The sequence below is a fragment of the Corallococcus terminator genome, from assembly GCF_003611635.1.
Taxonomy (GTDB): Bacteria; Myxococcota; Myxococcia; order Myxococcales; family Myxococcaceae; genus Corallococcus; species Corallococcus terminator.
In genome coordinates this window covers 18,048-35,796 of record NZ_RAVZ01000061.1, presented here as the reverse complement: position 1 = coordinate 35,796, position 17,749 = coordinate 18,048, and the positions used below count along the sequence as shown (strand labels likewise).

General features: G+C 68.8%; 15 protein-coding genes. 10 read left to right on the top strand and 5 right to left on the bottom strand.

All coding sequences use genetic code 11. From position 1 onward, the window contains the following. Nucleotides 1-284: 284 nt before the first annotated feature. From D7V88_RS11745 to D7V88_RS11735, 3 genes are all read left to right on the top strand, one after another. The gene (locus tag D7V88_RS11745; RefSeq protein ID WP_120540719.1) at nucleotides 285-989 is read left to right on the top strand and encodes an alpha/beta hydrolase family protein; all 705 of its coding nucleotides are present in this window, start codon (nucleotides 285-287) and stop codon (nucleotides 987-989) included. 28 nt (nucleotides 990-1,017) lie between these two features. After that, nucleotides 1,018-2,013 (top strand): TIR domain-containing protein, encoded by a 996-nt coding sequence (locus tag D7V88_RS11740; RefSeq protein ID WP_120540718.1) that lies wholly within the window; start codon nucleotides 1,018-1,020, stop codon nucleotides 2,011-2,013. A 111-nt stretch (nucleotides 2,014-2,124) separates the two neighbouring features. After that, complete coding sequence (locus D7V88_RS11735; protein WP_147448696.1) at nucleotides 2,125-3,141, top strand: M12 family metallopeptidase; 1,017 nt, start codon at nucleotides 2,125-2,127, stop codon at nucleotides 3,139-3,141. 52 nt (nucleotides 3,142-3,193) lie between these two features. Here D7V88_RS11735 and D7V88_RS11730 read toward each other — a convergent pair whose 3' ends face one another. Together D7V88_RS11730 and D7V88_RS11725 are read right to left on the bottom strand one after the other, a co-directional pair. Then, complete coding sequence (locus tag D7V88_RS11730; protein ID WP_120540721.1) at nucleotides 3,194-4,273, bottom strand: alanine racemase; 1,080 nt, start codon at nucleotides 4,271-4,273, stop codon at nucleotides 3,194-3,196. Nucleotides 4,274-4,372: 99 nt separating this feature from the next. Beyond that, nucleotides 4,373-5,125, bottom strand: a complete 753-nt coding sequence (locus D7V88_RS11725) for a hypothetical protein (protein ID WP_120540716.1) — start codon at nucleotides 5,123-5,125, stop codon at nucleotides 4,373-4,375. Nucleotides 5,126-5,675: 550 nt separating this feature from the next. On the opposite strand from D7V88_RS11725, the gene D7V88_RS11715 reads away from it, so the two are divergent. Together D7V88_RS11715 and D7V88_RS11710 are read left to right on the top strand one after the other, a co-directional pair. Beyond that, nucleotides 5,676-6,656 carry an alpha/beta fold hydrolase gene (locus tag D7V88_RS11715; protein ID WP_158625065.1) on the top strand — a complete coding sequence of 327 codons (981 nt, stop codon included), beginning with the start codon at nucleotides 5,676-5,678 and terminating at the stop codon, nucleotides 6,654-6,656. A gap of 32 nt (nucleotides 6,657-6,688) precedes the next feature. After that, nucleotides 6,689-7,558: an alpha/beta fold hydrolase gene (locus D7V88_RS11710; RefSeq protein WP_120540714.1), complete on the top strand. Its 870-nt coding sequence runs from the start codon at nucleotides 6,689-6,691 to the stop codon at nucleotides 7,556-7,558. Nucleotides 7,559-7,595: 37 nt separating this feature from the next. Here the strand turns inward: D7V88_RS11710 and D7V88_RS11705 are convergent, their stop codons facing one another. The 3 genes from D7V88_RS11705 to dacB form a co-directional block, all read right to left on the bottom strand. Beyond that, nucleotides 7,596-8,018, bottom strand: a complete 423-nt coding sequence (locus D7V88_RS11705) for a hypothetical protein (protein WP_147448695.1) — start codon at nucleotides 8,016-8,018, stop codon at nucleotides 7,596-7,598. A gap of 78 nt (nucleotides 8,019-8,096) precedes the next feature. After that, on the bottom strand, nucleotides 8,097-10,277 hold the full coding sequence (locus tag D7V88_RS11700; RefSeq protein ID WP_120540712.1) for a prolyl oligopeptidase family serine peptidase: 2,181 nt from the start codon (nucleotides 10,275-10,277) through the stop codon (nucleotides 8,097-8,099). A 50-nt stretch (nucleotides 10,278-10,327) separates the two neighbouring features. Further along, nucleotides 10,328-11,812 carry a D-alanyl-D-alanine carboxypeptidase/D-alanyl-D-alanine endopeptidase gene (gene dacB, locus D7V88_RS11695; protein WP_167509840.1) on the bottom strand — a complete coding sequence of 495 codons (1,485 nt, stop codon included), beginning with the start codon at nucleotides 11,810-11,812 and terminating at the stop codon, nucleotides 10,328-10,330. Between the two features lie 204 nt (nucleotides 11,813-12,016). Between dacB and rdgC the strand changes: the two genes are divergently transcribed. The 5 genes from rdgC to D7V88_RS11670 all read left to right on the top strand — a co-directional run bounded on the left by rdgC (nucleotide 12,017) and on the right by D7V88_RS11670 (nucleotide 17,681). Continuing rightward, entirely contained in the window at nucleotides 12,017-12,667 is a 651-nt protein-coding gene (gene rdgC, locus D7V88_RS11690; protein ID WP_120540710.1) for a recombination-associated protein RdgC, read from the top strand. After that, nucleotides 12,654-13,343 (top strand): hypothetical protein, encoded by a 690-nt coding sequence (locus D7V88_RS11685; protein ID WP_120540709.1) that lies wholly within the window; start codon nucleotides 12,654-12,656, stop codon nucleotides 13,341-13,343. Before rdgC ends, D7V88_RS11685 begins: the two co-directional genes overlap by 14 nt. Nucleotides 13,344-13,452: 109 nt before the next feature. Next, nucleotides 13,453-14,352 (top strand): SGNH/GDSL hydrolase family protein, encoded by a 900-nt coding sequence (locus D7V88_RS11680; RefSeq protein ID WP_120540708.1) that lies wholly within the window; start codon nucleotides 13,453-13,455, stop codon nucleotides 14,350-14,352. After that, nucleotides 14,349-15,248, top strand: a complete 900-nt coding sequence (locus D7V88_RS11675; RefSeq protein ID WP_120540707.1) for an SGNH/GDSL hydrolase family protein — start codon at nucleotides 14,349-14,351, stop codon at nucleotides 15,246-15,248. The genes D7V88_RS11680 and D7V88_RS11675 overlap by 4 nt, the downstream gene beginning before the upstream one ends. 156 nt (nucleotides 15,249-15,404) lie before the next feature. Further along, nucleotides 15,405-17,681 carry a hypothetical protein gene (locus D7V88_RS11670; RefSeq protein ID WP_120540706.1) on the top strand — a complete coding sequence of 759 codons (2,277 nt, stop codon included), beginning with the start codon at nucleotides 15,405-15,407 and terminating at the stop codon, nucleotides 17,679-17,681. Nucleotides 17,682-17,749 lie beyond the last annotated feature (68 nt).

The window sequence follows — 17,749 nt, the reverse complement described above, 5'->3', positions numbered from 1 at the left end:
GGCGGAAGGTGAAGCAGCGGTCGCGGGCGCCTGCCCGGCGGGTGCTTCCGGGGCGGCGGGGTGGGCGGACAGCAGGGCCTGGAGGCGCGCGAACAGGGACATGGTGCCGGGACGCTAGCGACTGGGTCCGACAGGGGCAGTGAAATGGTTCACACCCTTCGAGAGGGTGGTTGAAAAGCCTGCCAGGCAGCCAGGCTTCCACGTGCAAAGCCTTGCGGTTGTCCAGTCTGCCATACAACGCGTTGGCGCGTGCAAGGCATTGATGGGAGAGTCGGGAGGTGATCATGTCGTCAGAGCAACGGGTGATGCTCGCGGACGCACCGGCCCTGATTGTCGGCGGGGGACCGGCTCCTGCGCCGGGCCTCCGGGGCACGGTGGTGCTCCTGCACGGGCTGGGGGCGTCGAAGGAGGTCCAGCGCCCCGAGGCGCGGCTGCTGGCCCGGCATGGGTACGTCGCGGTGATCCTTGACGCGGTGGGGCATGGCGAGCGGCGCCACCCGGACTTCGAACACCGCTTCGCTCCCGACCGCGCGGCGGACAGCTTCGCGGAGCTCGTCGCGCATGCCGCCTTGGAGCTTCCCACGGTGCTCGGGGTCCTCGCCGAATTGGGTTGGTCGCGGCCGGGCGCGGTGGGTGCCTGTGGCATCTCCCTGGGGGGCGCCATCCTCTTTGGCGCCATCGAAGCCGGTGCGGTGCTCGACGCGGCCGTGAGCGTGGTTGCTCCGCCGCCACGGCCTCACGCCCGGCTGGAGCGATACTTCCCGACGCCGCTGCTCTTGCAGACGGCCGCAGCGGACACCCTGGTGCCGGCGTCGGACGCGCGGGCCTTCCACCATGCGCTCGCGCCGCGCTACGCGAGCGCCCCCGAGCGGCTTCGCTCCGTTGAACACGACGGCGAAGGACACCTCTTCACCGAAGCAGGCTGGGGGCGTGTCTGGGATGAGGCCCTGGGCTGGTTCGACCGCTTCCTGCCGGTGGCTGGAGCCTGACGGCACGACTGACTACAGTTCCGTGCCCATGGGAGACACACTCGACGTCGTCGTGGACCTGGGGGACGTGGGAGAGACGGCCGCGGACGCCGTCCTGCTGAAGTATGCGCAGGGCTTCCACGGGGCGGACGGCGCGGTGGCCCGGCGGCTGGAAGGGGTGGGCATCGCCACGGACACCCTCACGGTGCTTCCCGGGGACCACCGCCTCATCGAGACCCGGGGCGGCCTGGGTTCGCCCTGGGTGCTCTTCCTGGGCACGGTGCGCCTGCGTCAGTTCGGCTACCACGAGATCCGCCAGTTCTCCGTCCGCGCGCTTCAACTCCTGGAGCCGCGTCCGACGCTCCGCCACCTCGCGTGCACGGTGCACGGGCCCAACTATGGGCTCGACGAGGACGAAGCGGTGCTGGCCCTGGTGGGCGGCTTCGTGGAGGCCTTCCAGCGGGGCGTGGGGCCGCGCGACCTGGAGCGCGTCACGGTGGTGGAAATCAATCCCAAGCGCGTGGAGCGGATGCGCAAGGCCCTGGCGACAGGCCTGGGCGCCACTGCGGGGGTAGAGCCCCTGCCCGGCGGCATGGGCTTTCGCGTCCGGCGCACGTCACGCTTCGTCGCGGCGGCGCCCATGGCCAGCGCGGGCGCGAACTCGAATGAGAAGCCCCATGCCTTCGTGGCGATGCCGTTCGCGCCGGAGCTGGAGGACACCTACCACTACGGCATCCTGGGGCCGGTGAAGTCCGCCGGGCTGCTCTGCGAACGCGTGGATCAGGCCACCTTCGACGGCCCCATCATCCAGCGCATCCGGGACCGCATCGACACCGCGAAGGTCGTCATCGCGGACCTGTCGCTGGCCAACCCCAATGTGTATCTGGAAGTGGGGTACGCCTGGGGGCGGGGCAAGCCCACGCTGCTGCTGGTGCGGGACGTGCGGGAGCTGAGATTCGACGTGTCCAGCTATCGCTGCCTCGTCTATCGCAGCATCCGGCACCTGGAAGAGGTGCTCACCCAGGAACTGCAGCGGCTCCTCTGACGGCCGTCGGCTGAAACGCTTCGGCGCACGGAAGGCCTGAAACCAACTCGTGGCCTTGTTGGCGCACGCGCCGTCTCCAGTTTTCCCTCAGGGATAAGTGGAGGTGGAGCCATGAGTGAAACAGAGCGGTACCGTGACGCCTTGCTAAAGATTGCCGAGCTGGCTCGGAAGGCGACACAGGAATACAAGCCATCGGAGCGTGAGCATGGCAATGGCCATGGTCGCGTGGTGGTCACCCCCGCGAGCCGGGGCGGCTGCTCGCTGAAGGTCCTCCCCAGCCGCCTGCTGGTGAAGGCGGCGGAGGTCGCCAGGAAGATCAACCCGGTCAATGCTCCGCAGGCAGGGCCCATGGCCGCCGTGGGCGCGGACCTCCCGCTGGATCCGTTGCGGATCGCGCTCCTGACGTCGAAGTACTGGGGGCCGGCCACCCGCGAGCTGACCGTCAGCTTCATGGAGTCCGCACCGGCCGACCTCCGCGCTCGCATCGTCAGCCACCTGAATGCCTGGGCGACGAGCGGCGGTGTCTCCTTCATCGAAACGAATGGGACCGGTGATATCCGGATCTCCCGGGGGCCGGGGGGCTACTGGTCGTACCTCGGGACGGACGTGAAGCTCATCCCGACCGACGAGCCGACGATGAACCTCGAGGGGTTCACGATGAGCACCCCGGATTCCGAATACAGCCGCGTCGTCCGGCATGAGGCAGGGCACACGCTCGGCTTCCCGCACGAACACATGCGGCGCGAACTGGTGGCGCGAATCGACCCCGACAAGGCCTACGCGTACTTCCTCGCGACGCAGGGCTGGGACAAGGAGACGGTCGATCAGCAGGTGCTCACCCCGCTGGATGATCAGTCCATCTTCGCCACCCCGGCGGATCAGACGTCCATCATGTGCTACCAACTGCCCAGCTCCATCACCCGGGATGGGCAACCCATCCTGGGCGGCCTGGACATCAACGTGACGGACTACGTGTTCGCGGGGCTCATCTACCCGAAGTTCAACTTCGAGGACCTCGAGGCCGTCCGTAAGACGAAGCCCAAGCCCGGAGAGGACGTCGCCGCCTCGATGGGGCAGGTGGGCGTGAAGGACTGGGGAGCGGCGAGGGACCCGCAACTCAGCATGTAGCCGGCCCCGTGGGTTCAACGGCGGTAGGTCTCCTGCCTGAGGGCCGGGAGGCCTACCAGCCGCGCGCCGCGACGTCCCAGGTCGCCACGCTTGTATCGCCTCGGACGACGTGCAGCCGCGAGTGCATGGGGACGGAAACACAGACATGGTTCGGCACCACGCGCACGCGGTCCCCGATGCGGGGTCGCCACGTTGTGGCCGACACATCCAGCAGGCCGTGTTCTTCCGACAGGTTCTTCACCACGACCTCCGGCCGGTCCAGCAGGACGCCGTACCCGGGCGCGAGGCCCTCTTCCTTCGCGAGCGCCTTGGCCCCCGCGTCGATGACCACCTGCCCGGACACGGCGGTGCTCACCACGGTGGCAAGGACCGAATAGGCGCACTCCGTCCAGTCGTTGGCGCCGATGACAGTGCTGTTGCGGTCGTTCAGCGCGTTGAGGCCCGGGCGGATCTCCGTGAGGCCGTGCACTGCGTGGGATTGCCAGAGGGTGGGGGTGGAGCCGCCGCTCACGACCTCGGGAGGGAGGCCCGCGCCACGCAGGGCGTCCACGAACGACGCCAGTGTCTGGGATTGGGCCTGCATCGCGGCGGGCAGTTCCGCCTGGGGCATCCGGAGGTGGCCCGCGTAGAACGTCACCCCGCGAAAGGACACGCCCGGCGTGGAGGCCGCCGCGCGGGCCAGGGCCACGGCTTCGTCCGGCGTGCGCAGCCCGACCCGGCGCATGCCCAGGTCCAGTTCCACCAGCACGCCCACGGTGCGTCCCGCGTCCCGGGCCGCGAGCGCCAACCCGTTCAATACCTCCACGGAATCAAGCGCCACGGAGATGCGCACGTGTGGGGGAAGGGCCATCAGCCGCGCGAGCCGGCGGGCCCCCACGGGCGGGTACGCGAGCAGCACGTCGTCGGACACGGAGGCCATGACCTCGGCCTCCAGGACCGTGGCCACCGTGACGCCTGATGCGCCCGCGGCCACCTGGAGCGCGCCCAACTCCGCCGTCTTGTGTGTCTTGGTGTGGGGTCGCCAGCGCAGGTCGTGCTCGCGCGCATAGGCTGCGACGCGCTGGAGGTTCCGCTCGACGCGGTCCAGGTCGACGATGGCGGCGGGGGTGTCGAGCGAGTCGAAGGAGGGCATGCGGCCCATGCTGGCACCGGGCGCGGATGTCCTCCAGTACTCCCGTCGTGGGTGCTCGAACCGACATGCGGCAGGCAACGTCACCCGAGGCCATTTACTTCAAGGGTGCTTCTTCGTTTCGGTGAAGACCGGCTCGTTCCGCCGGATGCGTGCGAAGAGTTCGTCGTGGTCGATTTCACCGGAATCGATGTTCCAGAGCCCGGGCACCAGGAAGGCGGAGGCCTGTAACGCCGCCTCTTCGTCGGAGCGCCCGTTCTCGAAGCGATGCTCCGCGTGGAGTTCTCCGTAGCACGCGACTTCGTGATCATTCTCATCCAGGAAGCGCGTCGTCAGGTTGCCCGCCACGATGAGACTCTCATCGTTGTAGACGCCCTGGATGACGTCCCGGACCACAAGGTCGCCCAGGACCAGGAAGTTCCCCGACGTTCGCAGTCCCTTCGCCACACACCGGCCCAGGACCACGATGGTCGAATCCGGTCCGCAGTCGTCCAGGAATCCATCGACCTCCAGGTCGCCCAGCACGAGGAGGGGACAGGTGACGAGCAGCGAACCGGGAGCCTTCGCGTTCCCCGTCACGACCGTGGATTTGGACAGCGACGCGTCCAGCACGGCGTCCACGGGTTCGAGGAACTCGCGCATCACCACGGCCGCCAGGCCGACATGCGAGACAGGCCCGGGACACAGCGCCTTCGCGAGTCCGGCGGGCTCAAGGGGCGCGTCCTTGGGGAACGCCCTCCCCAGGGAGGTGACCAGGGGTGCGCCCTGATGGGAGAGCGCATCCTTGAGGGCACCGTCCAGCCGGGCGAGCGTGGCCTCCGCGCGCGGAAGGAAGTCGTTCTTGGAAAGGAGCATGGGCGCATCCTATCCAACGCGAAGTGGCGCGGTGGGTCTGATCCGCGCGCCAGCCCCTCGACTCCCGTCCAGTCCGGACTTTCGTCGGGTGCTGTTGCGGTCGTTCAGTGCGTTGAGGCCTGGACGGATCTCCGTGAGGCCATGCACTGCGTGGGATTGCCAGAGGGTGGGCGTGGAGGCGCCGCTCAAGACCTCGGGAGGGAAGCCCGCGCCGCGCAGGGCGTCCACGAATGAAGCCAGTGTCTGGGCTTGGACCTGCATCGCGGTGGGCAGCTCCGCCGTCTTGTGACTGTTGGCGGATGGCAGCCAGACGCCGGTCTGGCATTCCCGCTGGCGTGGCGCTCGGAATGACTTGTCACTCGCGGACCCTGGCCCTGACGCTTCCCGGGTTCCAATCCCATGATGGGACACCGTCATGACGACGCGTGTTCTGACGCAGCCTTGACGCACGCAAGATGCAGCGCCCGGATCTTGAGCAGGCACAGCGGCGGCCCTCATGGGCCAGGGCAGGTGGATTGGTGTGCAGTGGGTCTGCTATGGACACTCCACAATGACGATTACGTCCCTCCACCGGATCGCAGGTGTCCTCGTACTCTCCCTGGCGTCCATGGCCTGCTCCACCGGCCCGCGGCCCACGAAGACATCATCCGGTGCCGAGACGCGTGCGGGGCAGGCCATTGTCGATGGCGTACCGGTCGCCTACCACGTGTTCGGCAGCGGACCGGTCGTCATCGCGCACCCCGGCGGGCCGGGTGGAGACTGGGGCTCCCTGCGCATGCCGGAGGTGGAGCAGGTCGCCACCGTCGTCTACATCGAGCCGTTCGGCACGGGTGTCTCTGGCAGGCTCGCCGATCCGAACGGCTACACGATTGAGGCCTACGTCAAGGCGGTGGAGGGCGTGCGCGCGGCCCTCGGCGTGGACCAGGTGGTGCTCCTGGGCCATTCGCACGGAGGCTTCGTCGCTCAGGGCTACGCGCTCACGCACCCCAAGCACCTGCGCGGGCTCGTCCTCTACGACACGTCGCCGGTGACGGGCGGAGAGCTGGGCAGGGACATCATGTCGAACCTCCAGTGGTTCGAGCATGAGCCGTGGTTCGCCGAGGCCCAGGCCGGATTCGCGGCCTTCAGCGAGGAGAAGACCGACGCCGACGCGACCACCGGCTTGAAGCGGGTGATGCCTTTCACCTTCGCCGACTGGACCCACCGCGGCCACGAGTTCGAGGCCTACCGGGCGCAGGCCCGCATGTGGATCGGTCCACGGCAGACCGTGCCTCCTGAGGGTGGCGCGTTCAGTACCGCGGAGACGAGCTTCGATGTGCGCCCCCGGCTGCATGAGATCGTGACGCCCACGCTCATCCTCGTGGGCGCCAAGGATGTCATCTGCTCTGAGAAGATGGCGCGCATGGCCCATGCGGGAATCCAGGGCTCGAAGCTCGTCGTGCTCGCGCACAGCGGTCACACGGGGCATATCGAGGAGCCTGCGGAGCACGGCCGCGCCATCCGTGAGTTCCTCGCGACGCTCGCGCACTGAGCGCTCAGCTTCAATGAATGTCTGAGGCTCCCATGCACGAACAGCACATCGACCGGGGTGACGTCCGCATCGCTTATCAGGTTCTCGGAGCCCGTCAGGCACCGCCCGTGCTGCTGCTCGCCGGCAACGGGTGTGGTGCCAGCTATTGGCCTGATGCGTTCTGCGCACCGCTGCTCCAAGCCGGTCTGGGCGTCATCCGCTTTGACTACCGCGATACGGGGGCCTCCACGCACCGCGCATTCGAGGCACATCCCTACAACCTCGATGACCTGTCCGGCGACGTCCTCGCGATCCTCGACGCGCTGGAGGTGGAGCGGGCGCATCTTGTGGGGCTGTCGATGGGAGGCTTCCTGGCCCAGCGGCTGGCCCTCCGCACGCCGCGACGCGTGGCCTCGCTGACGAGCATGCTGTCCACGCCAGACTACGGGGTGATGCTCCACACCTTCTGTGGAAGCGAGGCCCCCACGTCGGGACTGCCACCCCCGTCGGCTGAATGGCTCGCGGAACTCGGACGCCTGCCGCCGGACCTGTCCCCGTCAGAGCTGCTCAGCGAGAGCTGGCGGCTCGCCAACGGTTCACGCGCACCCTTCGATGCGGCCTATTGGCGGGACCTGGTGGCGACTGCCGCCGCGCGTGGGGATGACACCTCGGCAGGGGATTTCCACCGGCAGGCCTGCCTGCGCAGCTCCCAGAAGGATCAGCTTCAAGCCTTGCGTCGCCTCGCGGTGCCCGCCCTGTTCATTGGCGGCTCCGAGGACCCCATCTTCCCGCCAGGACATGCTGCCGCGGCGGCCGACGTTTCCGGAGGGACGGCATTGCTCATCGACGGAATGGGTCATGCCCTGAACCCCGCCTGGTTCGATGTCCTCACGGCGGCGATCCTCGCGCACGTCCAGGCGTGAGCGCGGCCGCGATGGGTTGATCCATGCCCCGTCGCGGCTACGCCGCCGGCTCGAAGCCGATGCGCGGGCGCTGCCACGCCCAGCCGCCCGCCTTCAGCGCCGCCATCGCCTGCGCATCCAACTCCCGCAGCGCCGCCAGCACCGCCGCCGGAGGACGGGGCGCACCCGGCGCGCTCTCCACCTCGAAGCGGGCCGGAATGCTGCTGGCGTCCTGTCCGCCCATCACCACGCGGACCTGACAGTTCTGCGGCGACAGCTCCGTCTCCCCGGACCACGACACGTCCTGGACGAACAGGTCCACCGCGCCCAGTACCTTCTGCCCGCGCAGCTTCGCCACCACCGCGTCCAGCGACCCCTTCGCGCGTTCATTCCGCCGCTTTCCGATGCGGGTGAGCGTGAACCAGGCGAGGCCGCCCGCGAGGATGGGCGAGAGGATGAAGAAGGGGATGAGCGGGCTCATGGGCGCCAGGGTGCCACGAAACACGGGAAAGGAAACGCCCGTCCCTCCACTCAAGGAAGGACGGGCGGATGAAACCGACTACTGCGGCGCGGGCGCGGTGGGCTTCTTCGTCGCGTTGGGCTTGTACGTCATGCCCAGCTCGTTGAAGACGAAGGAGTAGACGTCCACCTCCTCCTCGATGCGCGCATTCAGGGGCGTGCCGGCGCCGTGGCCCGTCTCCGCGTTGGCGCGCAGCAGGATGGGCTTCGGGGCGCTGGTGGCCGCCTGCATCCGGGCCACCATCTTGCGCGAGTGGAACGGATCCACGCGCGGGTCGTTCGCCCCGGAGGTGAAGAGCACCGACGGGTACTTCGTCCCGTCCTTCACCTGGTGCACCGGCGAATAGGCATACAGCGCCTTGAACTGCTCCGGGTCCTTCACCGTGCCGTACTCCGTCACGTTGAACTGGCCGTTGGGCGTCAGCTCCGTGCGCAGCATGTCGTAGATGCCCACGCGAGCCACCACCGCGCCGTACTGCTCCGGGTGCTGCGTCACCGCCGCGCCCATCAGCAGACCGCCGTTGCTGCCGCCCTGGATGGCCAGCTTCTTCGGCTGCGTGTACTTCTGGTCCACCAGCAGCTTCGCGCACGCGTAGAAGTCGTCGAACACGTTCTGCTTCTTCGTCAGCGAACCCGCCTGGTGCCAGGCCTCACCGAACTCCGAACCACCGCGCAGGTTCGCCACCGCGTACACGCCGCCCTGCTCCAGCCACAGCCCCGCCGTCGGGCTGTAGCCGGGCGTGATGGAGATGTTGAAGCCGCCGTAGCCCGTGAGCCACGTCGGGTTCTTCCCGTTCAGCTTCGTGCCCTTCTTCTTCAGGATGGTCAGCGGCACCTTGGTGCCGTCCTTCGACGTGGCCTCCGTGCGCACCACCTCCACGTCGCTCATGTCGATGGCCGCCGTGCGCGCCAGCGCCGTCTTCGTCACCTTGCCGTCCGCCGCCGAATACCGGAACCACGCGGCCGGCGTCGTGAAGCTGGAGTTGGCGAACAGCACGTCGTCCGCGCCCTGCCGCACCGCGCCGCCCACCGACGACACCGGCAGCGTGGGCACCAGCCCCAGCGCCTTGCCCGTCAGGTCCACGATGCGCATCTGCGACGGCCCGCCCAACTGCTCCATCAGGTACAGGCGGCTCTTCGTGGGCAGGATGGACTGCACCGTGGCCTCGCTCTCCGGGACGAGCACCGTCGCCTTGTCCAGGCTCGGCGTGGCCAGCGGCAGGCGCAGCACCTTGCCGCGCGAGGCGTCCTTGCGGCTGAGCAGGTACGCCGCGCCGTCGCTGCCGAAGCGCGCCGACACCACCTTGTCCGTGAACTTCGCCACCTGCGTCCACGTGCCCTTGGGGCCGTGCAGGTACAGCTCGAACTCGCCGCCGTCCCCGTTGGCCACGCGCGCGAACGTGTACTGGCCGTCGTCGCTGGCCTCCAGGTCCGTCATCGCGATGCGCGGGAAGTCCTTGCCCAGAGCGTACGTGTCCTTCTCCGTGGGCGTGCCCAGCGCGTGGAAGTACACCTGCTGGTACACCTCGCGGTCGATGGCGGGACGCTCCTCGCCGCGCGGATAGCGCGTGTAGAAGAAGCCCGTGCCCTGCGCGTTCCACGCGAGGCTGCCGCCCGCCGTGCCGCCGTTGACGCGCGGGACGACCTCGTTGGGCAGCGCCTTCGCCGTGGCCACGTCGTACACCGACACGTCACCGCTCTCCGTGCCGCTCTTCGACAGCGACACCGCCGCCTTCTTGCCGTCGTGCGTGAGCTGGAACCAGTCGATGGTCGTCTTGCCGGACGGGTCCACCTGCGTGGGATCCAACAGCACGCGCTCCTTCGACGTGTCGTCCAGCGAGCCCAGGACGACGAGCGTCGGCTGCTGCTTGGGAGGCTGGAACTTCATCGCCACGATGACGCCGCCCTTTTCCTCCAGGCCCCCGTACGCGGGGGACTTCCACGACAGCAGCTCGGTGATGCGCTGGCGCAGGCCCTCGCGCCCCGGCAGCTTGTCCAGCGTCGCGCGGGTGTACGCGTTCTGGGTGTCCGTCCACTGCTGCACCTTGGGGTCGGTGGCGGACTCCATCCACTGGTACGGATCCGCCACGGTGGTGCCGTGGTACGTGCTCTCCACGGGCTGCTTCTCCGTGGCGGCGGGCTTCGCGGGCGCCTTGCCCGCCGCCGCGGACACGAGCGGCAGGAGCAGCGCGGCGGTGGTCACTGCGGTCTTCAGTTTCACGGTTCACCTCGCATGGGTGCTGTGCCCTGGGAAGAGTGCGCCCTGCCGCTTCAATGCAGGGGCAGCTCCACCAGGGCGGTGGAGAAGACGTCGAAGGTCTCGTTGGCGTTGGGCTTCGTGCCCTCGTCCATGTTGCCGAGCATCAGCGCGAAGACGACGCGCGGGTGCTCCAGGTCATTGGGGCGCTCGGCCACGCCCACGAAGCATTTCTGGCCCGTCAGCGTGCCCGTCTTCGCGCGGACGCGGCCCGCGGTGGCCGGCGTCGTGGGCCGTCCCGCCAGCGTCCCGTCCACGCCCAGCACCGGCAGGCTGTCCACCAGCGCCGGGCCATACGGCTCCTGGAGGCTGGTGAAGATGACGCGCGCCATGCCCCGGGGCGTGGCCAGGTTGTAGCGGGACAGGCCGCTGCCATCCACCGGGCGCAAATCCTTGGGCGGCACCCCCCGGCGCAGCAGCTCCGCGGCCAGCGCCGTCCGCAGCACGGTGTAGCCCTCCTGCCCGGTGCGCTCGCGCGCGAAGCGCATGCCCAGCCGCTCCGCGTACAGGTTGAGGCTCTCCTTGTTCGTCACGCGCACCAGCTCCGACAGGGGCGGGCTCGTCAGCTCCACCAGCGGCACCGGCACCGGGGGCATGGGGGAGGTGGGGGCCTCCAGCGTGAGGGGCAGCCGCGTCACGCCCTTGCGCGCCAGCGCGTCGTCCACGCACGCGGCGAAGAGCTCCTGCGGCGCGTCCACGGCCAGCTTCACGCCCGCGGACTGGGGGCAGGGGCCTCCCTGGGGCGAGCGCCACGTGCAGCGCACGCCCTGGCCTCCGCGCATGCAGGAGAGGTTCGTGCGCTCCGCGTTGACGTCCACGCGCACCACCGCGCTCAGCGTGGCGAAGGTGGGGGTGAGCTGCACGGAGGGCGCGTCCGCGCAGGTGGAGCCGGGCGCGCGGGTGAGGGCCAGGTCCACCACGTTCTCGCGGAAGACGAAGGGCGTGGGCGCCGCGCTGTAGGCATACGCGGCGTCGTCCCAGGCCCAGCCGGGCCCCATCAGGCCGTCCACCCCGTCGGTGCCGGCGATGCGCACGCTGCCGCGCCACTGGTGGATGCCGCGCGCCTGGAAGGCCTCCGCGATGCGGTCGCACGCGAGCGCCGTCTCCGGGAAGCGCCAGGAGCCCAGGGACGGGTCTCCGGAGGCCTGCGCCACCACGTCGCCCAGGAACAGGCCCCCCACCTGCGAGCCCTCCAGGGCCACCGGCGTCACGAAGCGGAAGTCCGCCCCCAGCGCGGACAGCGCCGCGGACGTGGACACCACCTTCATCACGGACGCGGGCAGCAGGCGCACGTTCTCCCGGTGCGTGAAGAGCGGCTCGCCGGTGCGCGCGTCCACCACATACGCGCCCGCGAGCGCCCCGTCCGCCTCCAGGGTCTCCAGCAGGGCCTTCGTCACCCCGCTCAGGGTGTTGCCCGGGGGCGCCTGGGGCGTGGACGGCGCGTGGGCGCAGGCGGACAGGAGGAGGGAGACGGTGGAGACGCAGAGTGCGCGGCGCATGGCTGCGGCCACCGTATGTCGCGCTCCTGGGAGTGTCATCGTTTCCGGCCAGCGGGGAAGGGCGGAGGCGTGCACGGGTGGACGTCCGGCAGGGGACCTGGAGGAGCGCAACGGCCAGGGCGGCCGGCTATTCCCAGCCCGTGCCGTCCAGCCACGCCGAGTGCCTTGACGCCACGGCACTGGACGCCCATCCTGCCGCGCCCCATGCCTGTCCTACGTGGTGCCGTGACCTTTTCGCGCTTCCGGACCGAGCCTTCCAAGGAAGCTCCGTCCGACGTGAAGCGCTGGTTGACGAAGGGACTCAAGTCCCATGCGTTCGAACCCATCGACCGTCGCTCCGAAGATGAGCGCGCGGCCGGTTTCGTGGAGCTGGAGAACGCCGAAGCGTCCGACTTCTCCACCAGCAACCTCTTCTATGGCGAGTACGCCCTGTTCTCCTTCCGCATCGACACGCTGAAGGTGCCCGCGTCGATGATGAAGGCGGAGCTGGACAAGTGGACGTCCGCCTTCACCAAGGAGAACAGCCGCCCGCCCGCGCGCGCGGAGAAGAACAAGCAGAAGCTGGAGCTGAAGCAACTGCTGCGTCAGCGGGCCGTCCCGCGCACCAGCGTGCTGGACGTGACGTGGAACCTGAAGACGCAACAGGTGCAGATCTGGGCCGCGTCCCGCAAGACGGTGGATGAGATCTCCGTCGCGCTGGAGGGTGCCCTGGCGGTGAAGGTGATTGGCATCACGCCCGCGTCCATGGCGCAGCGCGCGGGCATCGACGACAAGGCCCTGGGCCCCACGGCGGAGCTCATCGGAATGGACCTGCCGGCGACGGCTTCTCTGGAGGACAGCCATGGCGAAGGGTGAGCAGGCGCGGATCGAGGCGGCGTTCGCCCGGGGCGACGTGGGCATTGACGGGGCCTCCACCGAAGAGGTGAAGGACGAGGCGGAGGTCGAACAGGGCAAGGCGCGCGAACAGCTCCTGCGCGGCCGGGCCTACCTGGGCCGCGAATTCCTCACGTGGCTCCTGTGGCGTTCGGAGTCCGGCGACGCGCTGGTGGACCACGACGGTTCGGGCATCACCGCGCTCTACCTGGGCAAGGTGGTGCTGCGCGGCGTGGCGGGCGACGTCACGGAGTTGAGCGCGCGCGGCACGCTGGCGCCGTATTCGGAGAACGTGCGGCACTCGTTGGATCGGGGCCTGCTCGTGTCCCAGGCCCGGCTGCGCATCTCCCACGGCGAGCGCGAGTTCGAGCTCACCCTGGATGCGGAGTTCCTGGACATCCGCGCCGCCAAGCTGCCCGCCCTGATGACCGAGGAGGAGGATGATCAGCTCTCCGAACGCCTGGAGCTGACCGAGCAGCTCTCCACCCTGGTGGACGCCCTGGTGAACGACTTCCTCACCGTGCGCGGCGGCAAGGCCTGGAGCAAGACGGTGGTCCCCGCGATGAAGGCGTGGATGAAGGGCGAGGAGAAGGGCTCCGACCTGCTCTCCAAGGCCGCCCGCGCCAAGGGCCGCGACGCCCGGGCCGCTCGCGGCTGAACCGGCTGAAATATCTGGATTAAAACAAGGAAGAGCCGAAGTCTTTGAAAAATCCGGGAGTGATGACACACTGCGAAAAGCGGTTTGTCCCCCTCCTGGAGTTTTTTCGATGAAGCATCCCTTCCTGTCATTGGTGGCCGCCCTGGCCGCCTTCCTTCTGCCGCTGCACGCGGGCGCCCAGAGCAGCATCGTCGCGTTTGGCGACAGCCTGAGTGACAACGGCAACAACGGCACCGCCACCAGCAGCCCCACGACGAACCCGTCCAGCCAGATTTCTGGCACCTGGGTGAAGCAGCTCGCGACGCAACTGGGCCTGCCCCTGACGGCCTCCGACAACGGCGGCACGAACTATGCCCGGGGCGGCGCCGTCACCAGCGGCATGTCCGGCCAGGTGAACACCTATCTGGCGGCCCACCCGACGGCATCCTCCACCGCGCTGTACGTCCTCTGGGGCGGCGGCAACGACATCAACTACAAGGCCCAGGCGAACCCGTTCGACTCGGCGGGCATCAAGGCCGCCGCCACGACGGCCGCCAACAACATCAACGCGCAGATCCGCAAGCTCGTCGCCGCCGGCGCGAAGCGCATCCTGTGGGTCAACATGCCGCCCCTGAACAAGACGCCGGCGGCGCTGTCCGTGCCGGGCGGTCTTGGCAACACGGTGCTCGCGCCCCCCGTCACCCAGTTCAACACGCTGTGGACCTCGCACCTGACGCAGCTTCGCAAGGACTTCCCGTCCGTCACCTTCATCGGGATGAGCTCCTTCAACCAGTTCAACGCCATCATCGCGGCGCCTTCCTCGTATGGCCTGACGAACGTCACCGGCACCGCGAAGGGCAAGGCGGTCAACCCGGACAAGTACCTGTTCTGGGATGAGATCCACCCGACGAGCTACGCCCACCGCATCTTCGCGGACTACGGCTACGACCTGGTGTCGGACGCCTTCGGCTTCAGCGCCGGCCTCTCCGCGGACGAGTGGACGGTGCAGGACTGGAGCGCCGCCCAGTGAAGACCTCCTTCCTGATGCTGTCGGCCGCGTTCGTGGCCCTGGCCCCGCTCCAGGCGGATGCGCAGAGTGGCATCGTCGCGTTCGGCGACAGCCTGAGTGACAACGGCAAGTACAGCACCGCCACCAGCGGCCCCACGACGACGCCGTCCAGCCAGATCTCCGGCCCCTGGGTGAAGCAGCTCGCGAACCAGTTGGACCTGCCGCTCGTGGCCTCCGACGAAGGCGGCACGAACTACGCGCAGGGCGGTTCGGTCACCGCCGACATGACGGGCCAGGTGAACGCCTACCTCAAGGCCAGCCCCACGGCGTCCCCCACCGTGCTGTACGTCCTCTGGGGCGGCGGCAATGACATCCAGCACAAGGCGATGGACAACCCGTTCGACACGGCGGGCATCAAGGCGTCGGCGACGAAGGCCGTCTCCAACATCGAAGGGCAGATCCGCAAGCTGGTCGCGGCGGGCGCGAAGCGCGTCCTCTGGGTGAACATGCCGCCGCTGCACAAGACGCCCGCGGCGCTGTCCATCCCGTTCGGCCTGGGCAGCAGCGTGCTGTCGCCTCCCAGCAGCCACTTCAACACGCTCTGGTCCCAGTCCCTGACGCGGCTGCGAAGCGAGTTCCCGACCGTCAAATTCATCGGGATGAATGCCTACACGAAGTTCAACGCTATCATCGCGGCGCCGTCCGCGTACGGGCTGACGAACGTCACCGGCACGAGCAAGAACAAGAACGTCAACCCGGACAAGTACCTGTTCTGGGATGAGATCCACCCCACCAGCTACAGCCACGGTATCTTCGCGGACTACGCGTACGATCTCGTCTCCGACGCCTTCGGCTTCAGCCCGGGCTTCACGGCCGACGAGTGGACCGTGGAGGCGTGGGGCGCGCAGGCGCGGTAGGCAGCACCGCACCAGTCTGGACCGCCGCCCGCGCCGCGATGGAGCGGGCGGCTGTTCCAGTCCGGTGCACGCAGGGGCCGTTCCGGGGCGGGCAGGGGCGGCACGCGGCTGGCAATGACACACGGATGAACCCTCCACCGTGTGAGCAGGTGTCCCGTGCCTTCGCCCCTTCCCAGCACCGAAGCCATCCAGCGCATCTCCCTGAAGAATCGCGAGTACGCCTACATCGAGGACGCGAACCGGGGCGTGGTGCTGATGGAGGTGGGGCCCCGGGTCCTCACCTTGGAGGCGCACCTGACGCTCGTCGCCAAGGAGCGGATGGTCGAAGTGGGCGCTGGCCACTGGTGCGTCGTGCGCAACCCCGTGGTGCGCGAGAGCGGCCAGGTGGCGCTGGACGACTTCGGTCAGGCCCGGGTGGCGGTGGGCGACCGCGAGGTCCGCGTGGGCCCCAAGGTGTTCCCGCTGTATCCGGGCGAGGAGCTGGAAGGGGAGATCATCCCCGAATACGTGCTGGGCGTGTCGGAAGCGCTGCGCCTGCGCGCGCTCACCGCCTTCACGGATGATCGCGCCAAGGACGGCCCCCGCCACCGCGAGGCCGGTGACGAATGGCTGATGCGCGGCCCCGGACGCTACGTGCCCGGCGAGGCCGTCTCCGTCGAATCGCTGGAGAAGGCCCGCGTCCTCAAGGAGACCGAGTACTGCGTCATCTTGAATCCGGTGGACCGCGCCACCGGCCGCATCCAGGAGGGCCGCCGCAAGGTCGTCTCCGGTCCGGATGTCTTCTTCCTGGAGCCCGGCGAAGCCCTGGAGGGCGACGTGCGCCGCAAGCACGTCCTGTCGGAGCTCCAGGGCCTGAAGCTCCAGGCGCTGGATGACCTCACGGAAGAGGAGGGCGGAGAGCCCCGCCTGCGCAAGGCCGGTGACACGTGGATCGTCCGCGGCCCGCGCACCTACGTGCCCAGCGAGAAGGTGCTCATCCACAAGGAGATTTCCGCGCTGTCGCTGGGGCAGGGCGAGGGCCTCTACGTGAGGGACCTGCGCTCCGGCAAGGTGACGCTCGTGCAGGGCCCCTGCCAGTTCATGCCGGAGGCGCACCAGGAGCTGCACGAGAAGCGACTGTCTCCGGAGGCGGAAGCCCTGCTGGGCCTGTCCCCGCCGCCGGCGCCCACGGAGGCGAAGGATGTCCGCGCGCCGCGCCCCACGTCGGCGCCGGAGAAGGGCGACCGCACGCGCGCCATCGTGTTGCGCATCGAGGACAACACGGCGGTGCTCATCAACGACTTCGAGAGCAACCACGCGCGGGTGGAGTTCGGCCCGGCGAAGGTGATGCTGCGCCCGTACGAGGACGTCACCGTGCTGGATTTGTCCGGCAGCACGCCCAAGCGCCCGCGGCAGCTCAAGGTGCTGATGCTGCGGCTGGGGCCGGACTTCGCCACGGACCTGTTCGAGGTGGCCACGCGCGACCACGCCCGGCTGCGCATCAAGCTCTCCTACAAGTGGCAGTTCGACGTGCAGGACGACCCGGAGAAGGACAAGGCCATCTTCCGGGTGAACGACTTCATCGGCTACGTGTGTGAGAACCTCGCGTCGCGCATCCGCCAGGTGGCCGCGGAGAACGAGTTCGAAACGTTCCACAAGAACGCCAGCGTGCTCATCCGCCGCGCCATCTTCGGCATGGACGACGCGGGCCGCGCGCGCAAGGACCGGCTCTTCTCCGAGAACCAGTTGCGCATCATCGACATCGACATCAAGGACATCGCCCCCGTCGATGAGAAGACGGCCCTGAAGCTGCGTGAGGCCATCGACACCAACATCCAGATCCAACTGGATGCCTCCCGGCAGGAGGCGCAGGCCGCCGCGGAGCTGAAGCGCATCCGCAGCGAGGAGGAGAAGCAGTTGGCGGACATCTCCAGCCACCGCAAGTCAGAGGCGGAGCGCCAATCCCTCATCGAATTGCAGAACCGCAACCACCAGCTCGAAACGCTCAGCCGCGCCAAGGTGGAGGCGGAGGCACAGTTGGAGAAGGCACGCGTGGAGAGCGAGGAGGCCCTGGCCCGCGCCGAGTCCGACGCCCGCGCCTCCCGCATCCGCTCCGAGGCGGAGCTGGAGCGCGAACGCCTCACCATCCAGATGGCCCTGGAGCGCCAGCAGCGCCTCAACGACCTGGAGGTGGAGCGCCAGTCCCGACTCGCGGAGGTGGAGGCCTCGCAGTTCCGCCAGCGCGTGGAGGCACTGGGCGGCGGGGAGAACTTCGTCCGGGTCGTCGCGGCGCAGGCCCAGGCCGCCGTCGTCGGAGGGCTTGAGAAGGTCGTCTTCCTGCCCACCGGCTCCAACCTCAACCTCTTCGACGCCATGCAGGGCCTCCTGGGCCCGGGCAGCGCGCCCCGCCTGTCCACCGTCAATGCGCCGAAGCCCGAGGACACTTCCGCATGAAAGTGCGTCTTCGATATTGAAAATGAGAATCGTTATCGATATGGATCGGCACCTTCGAAGACTGCGGA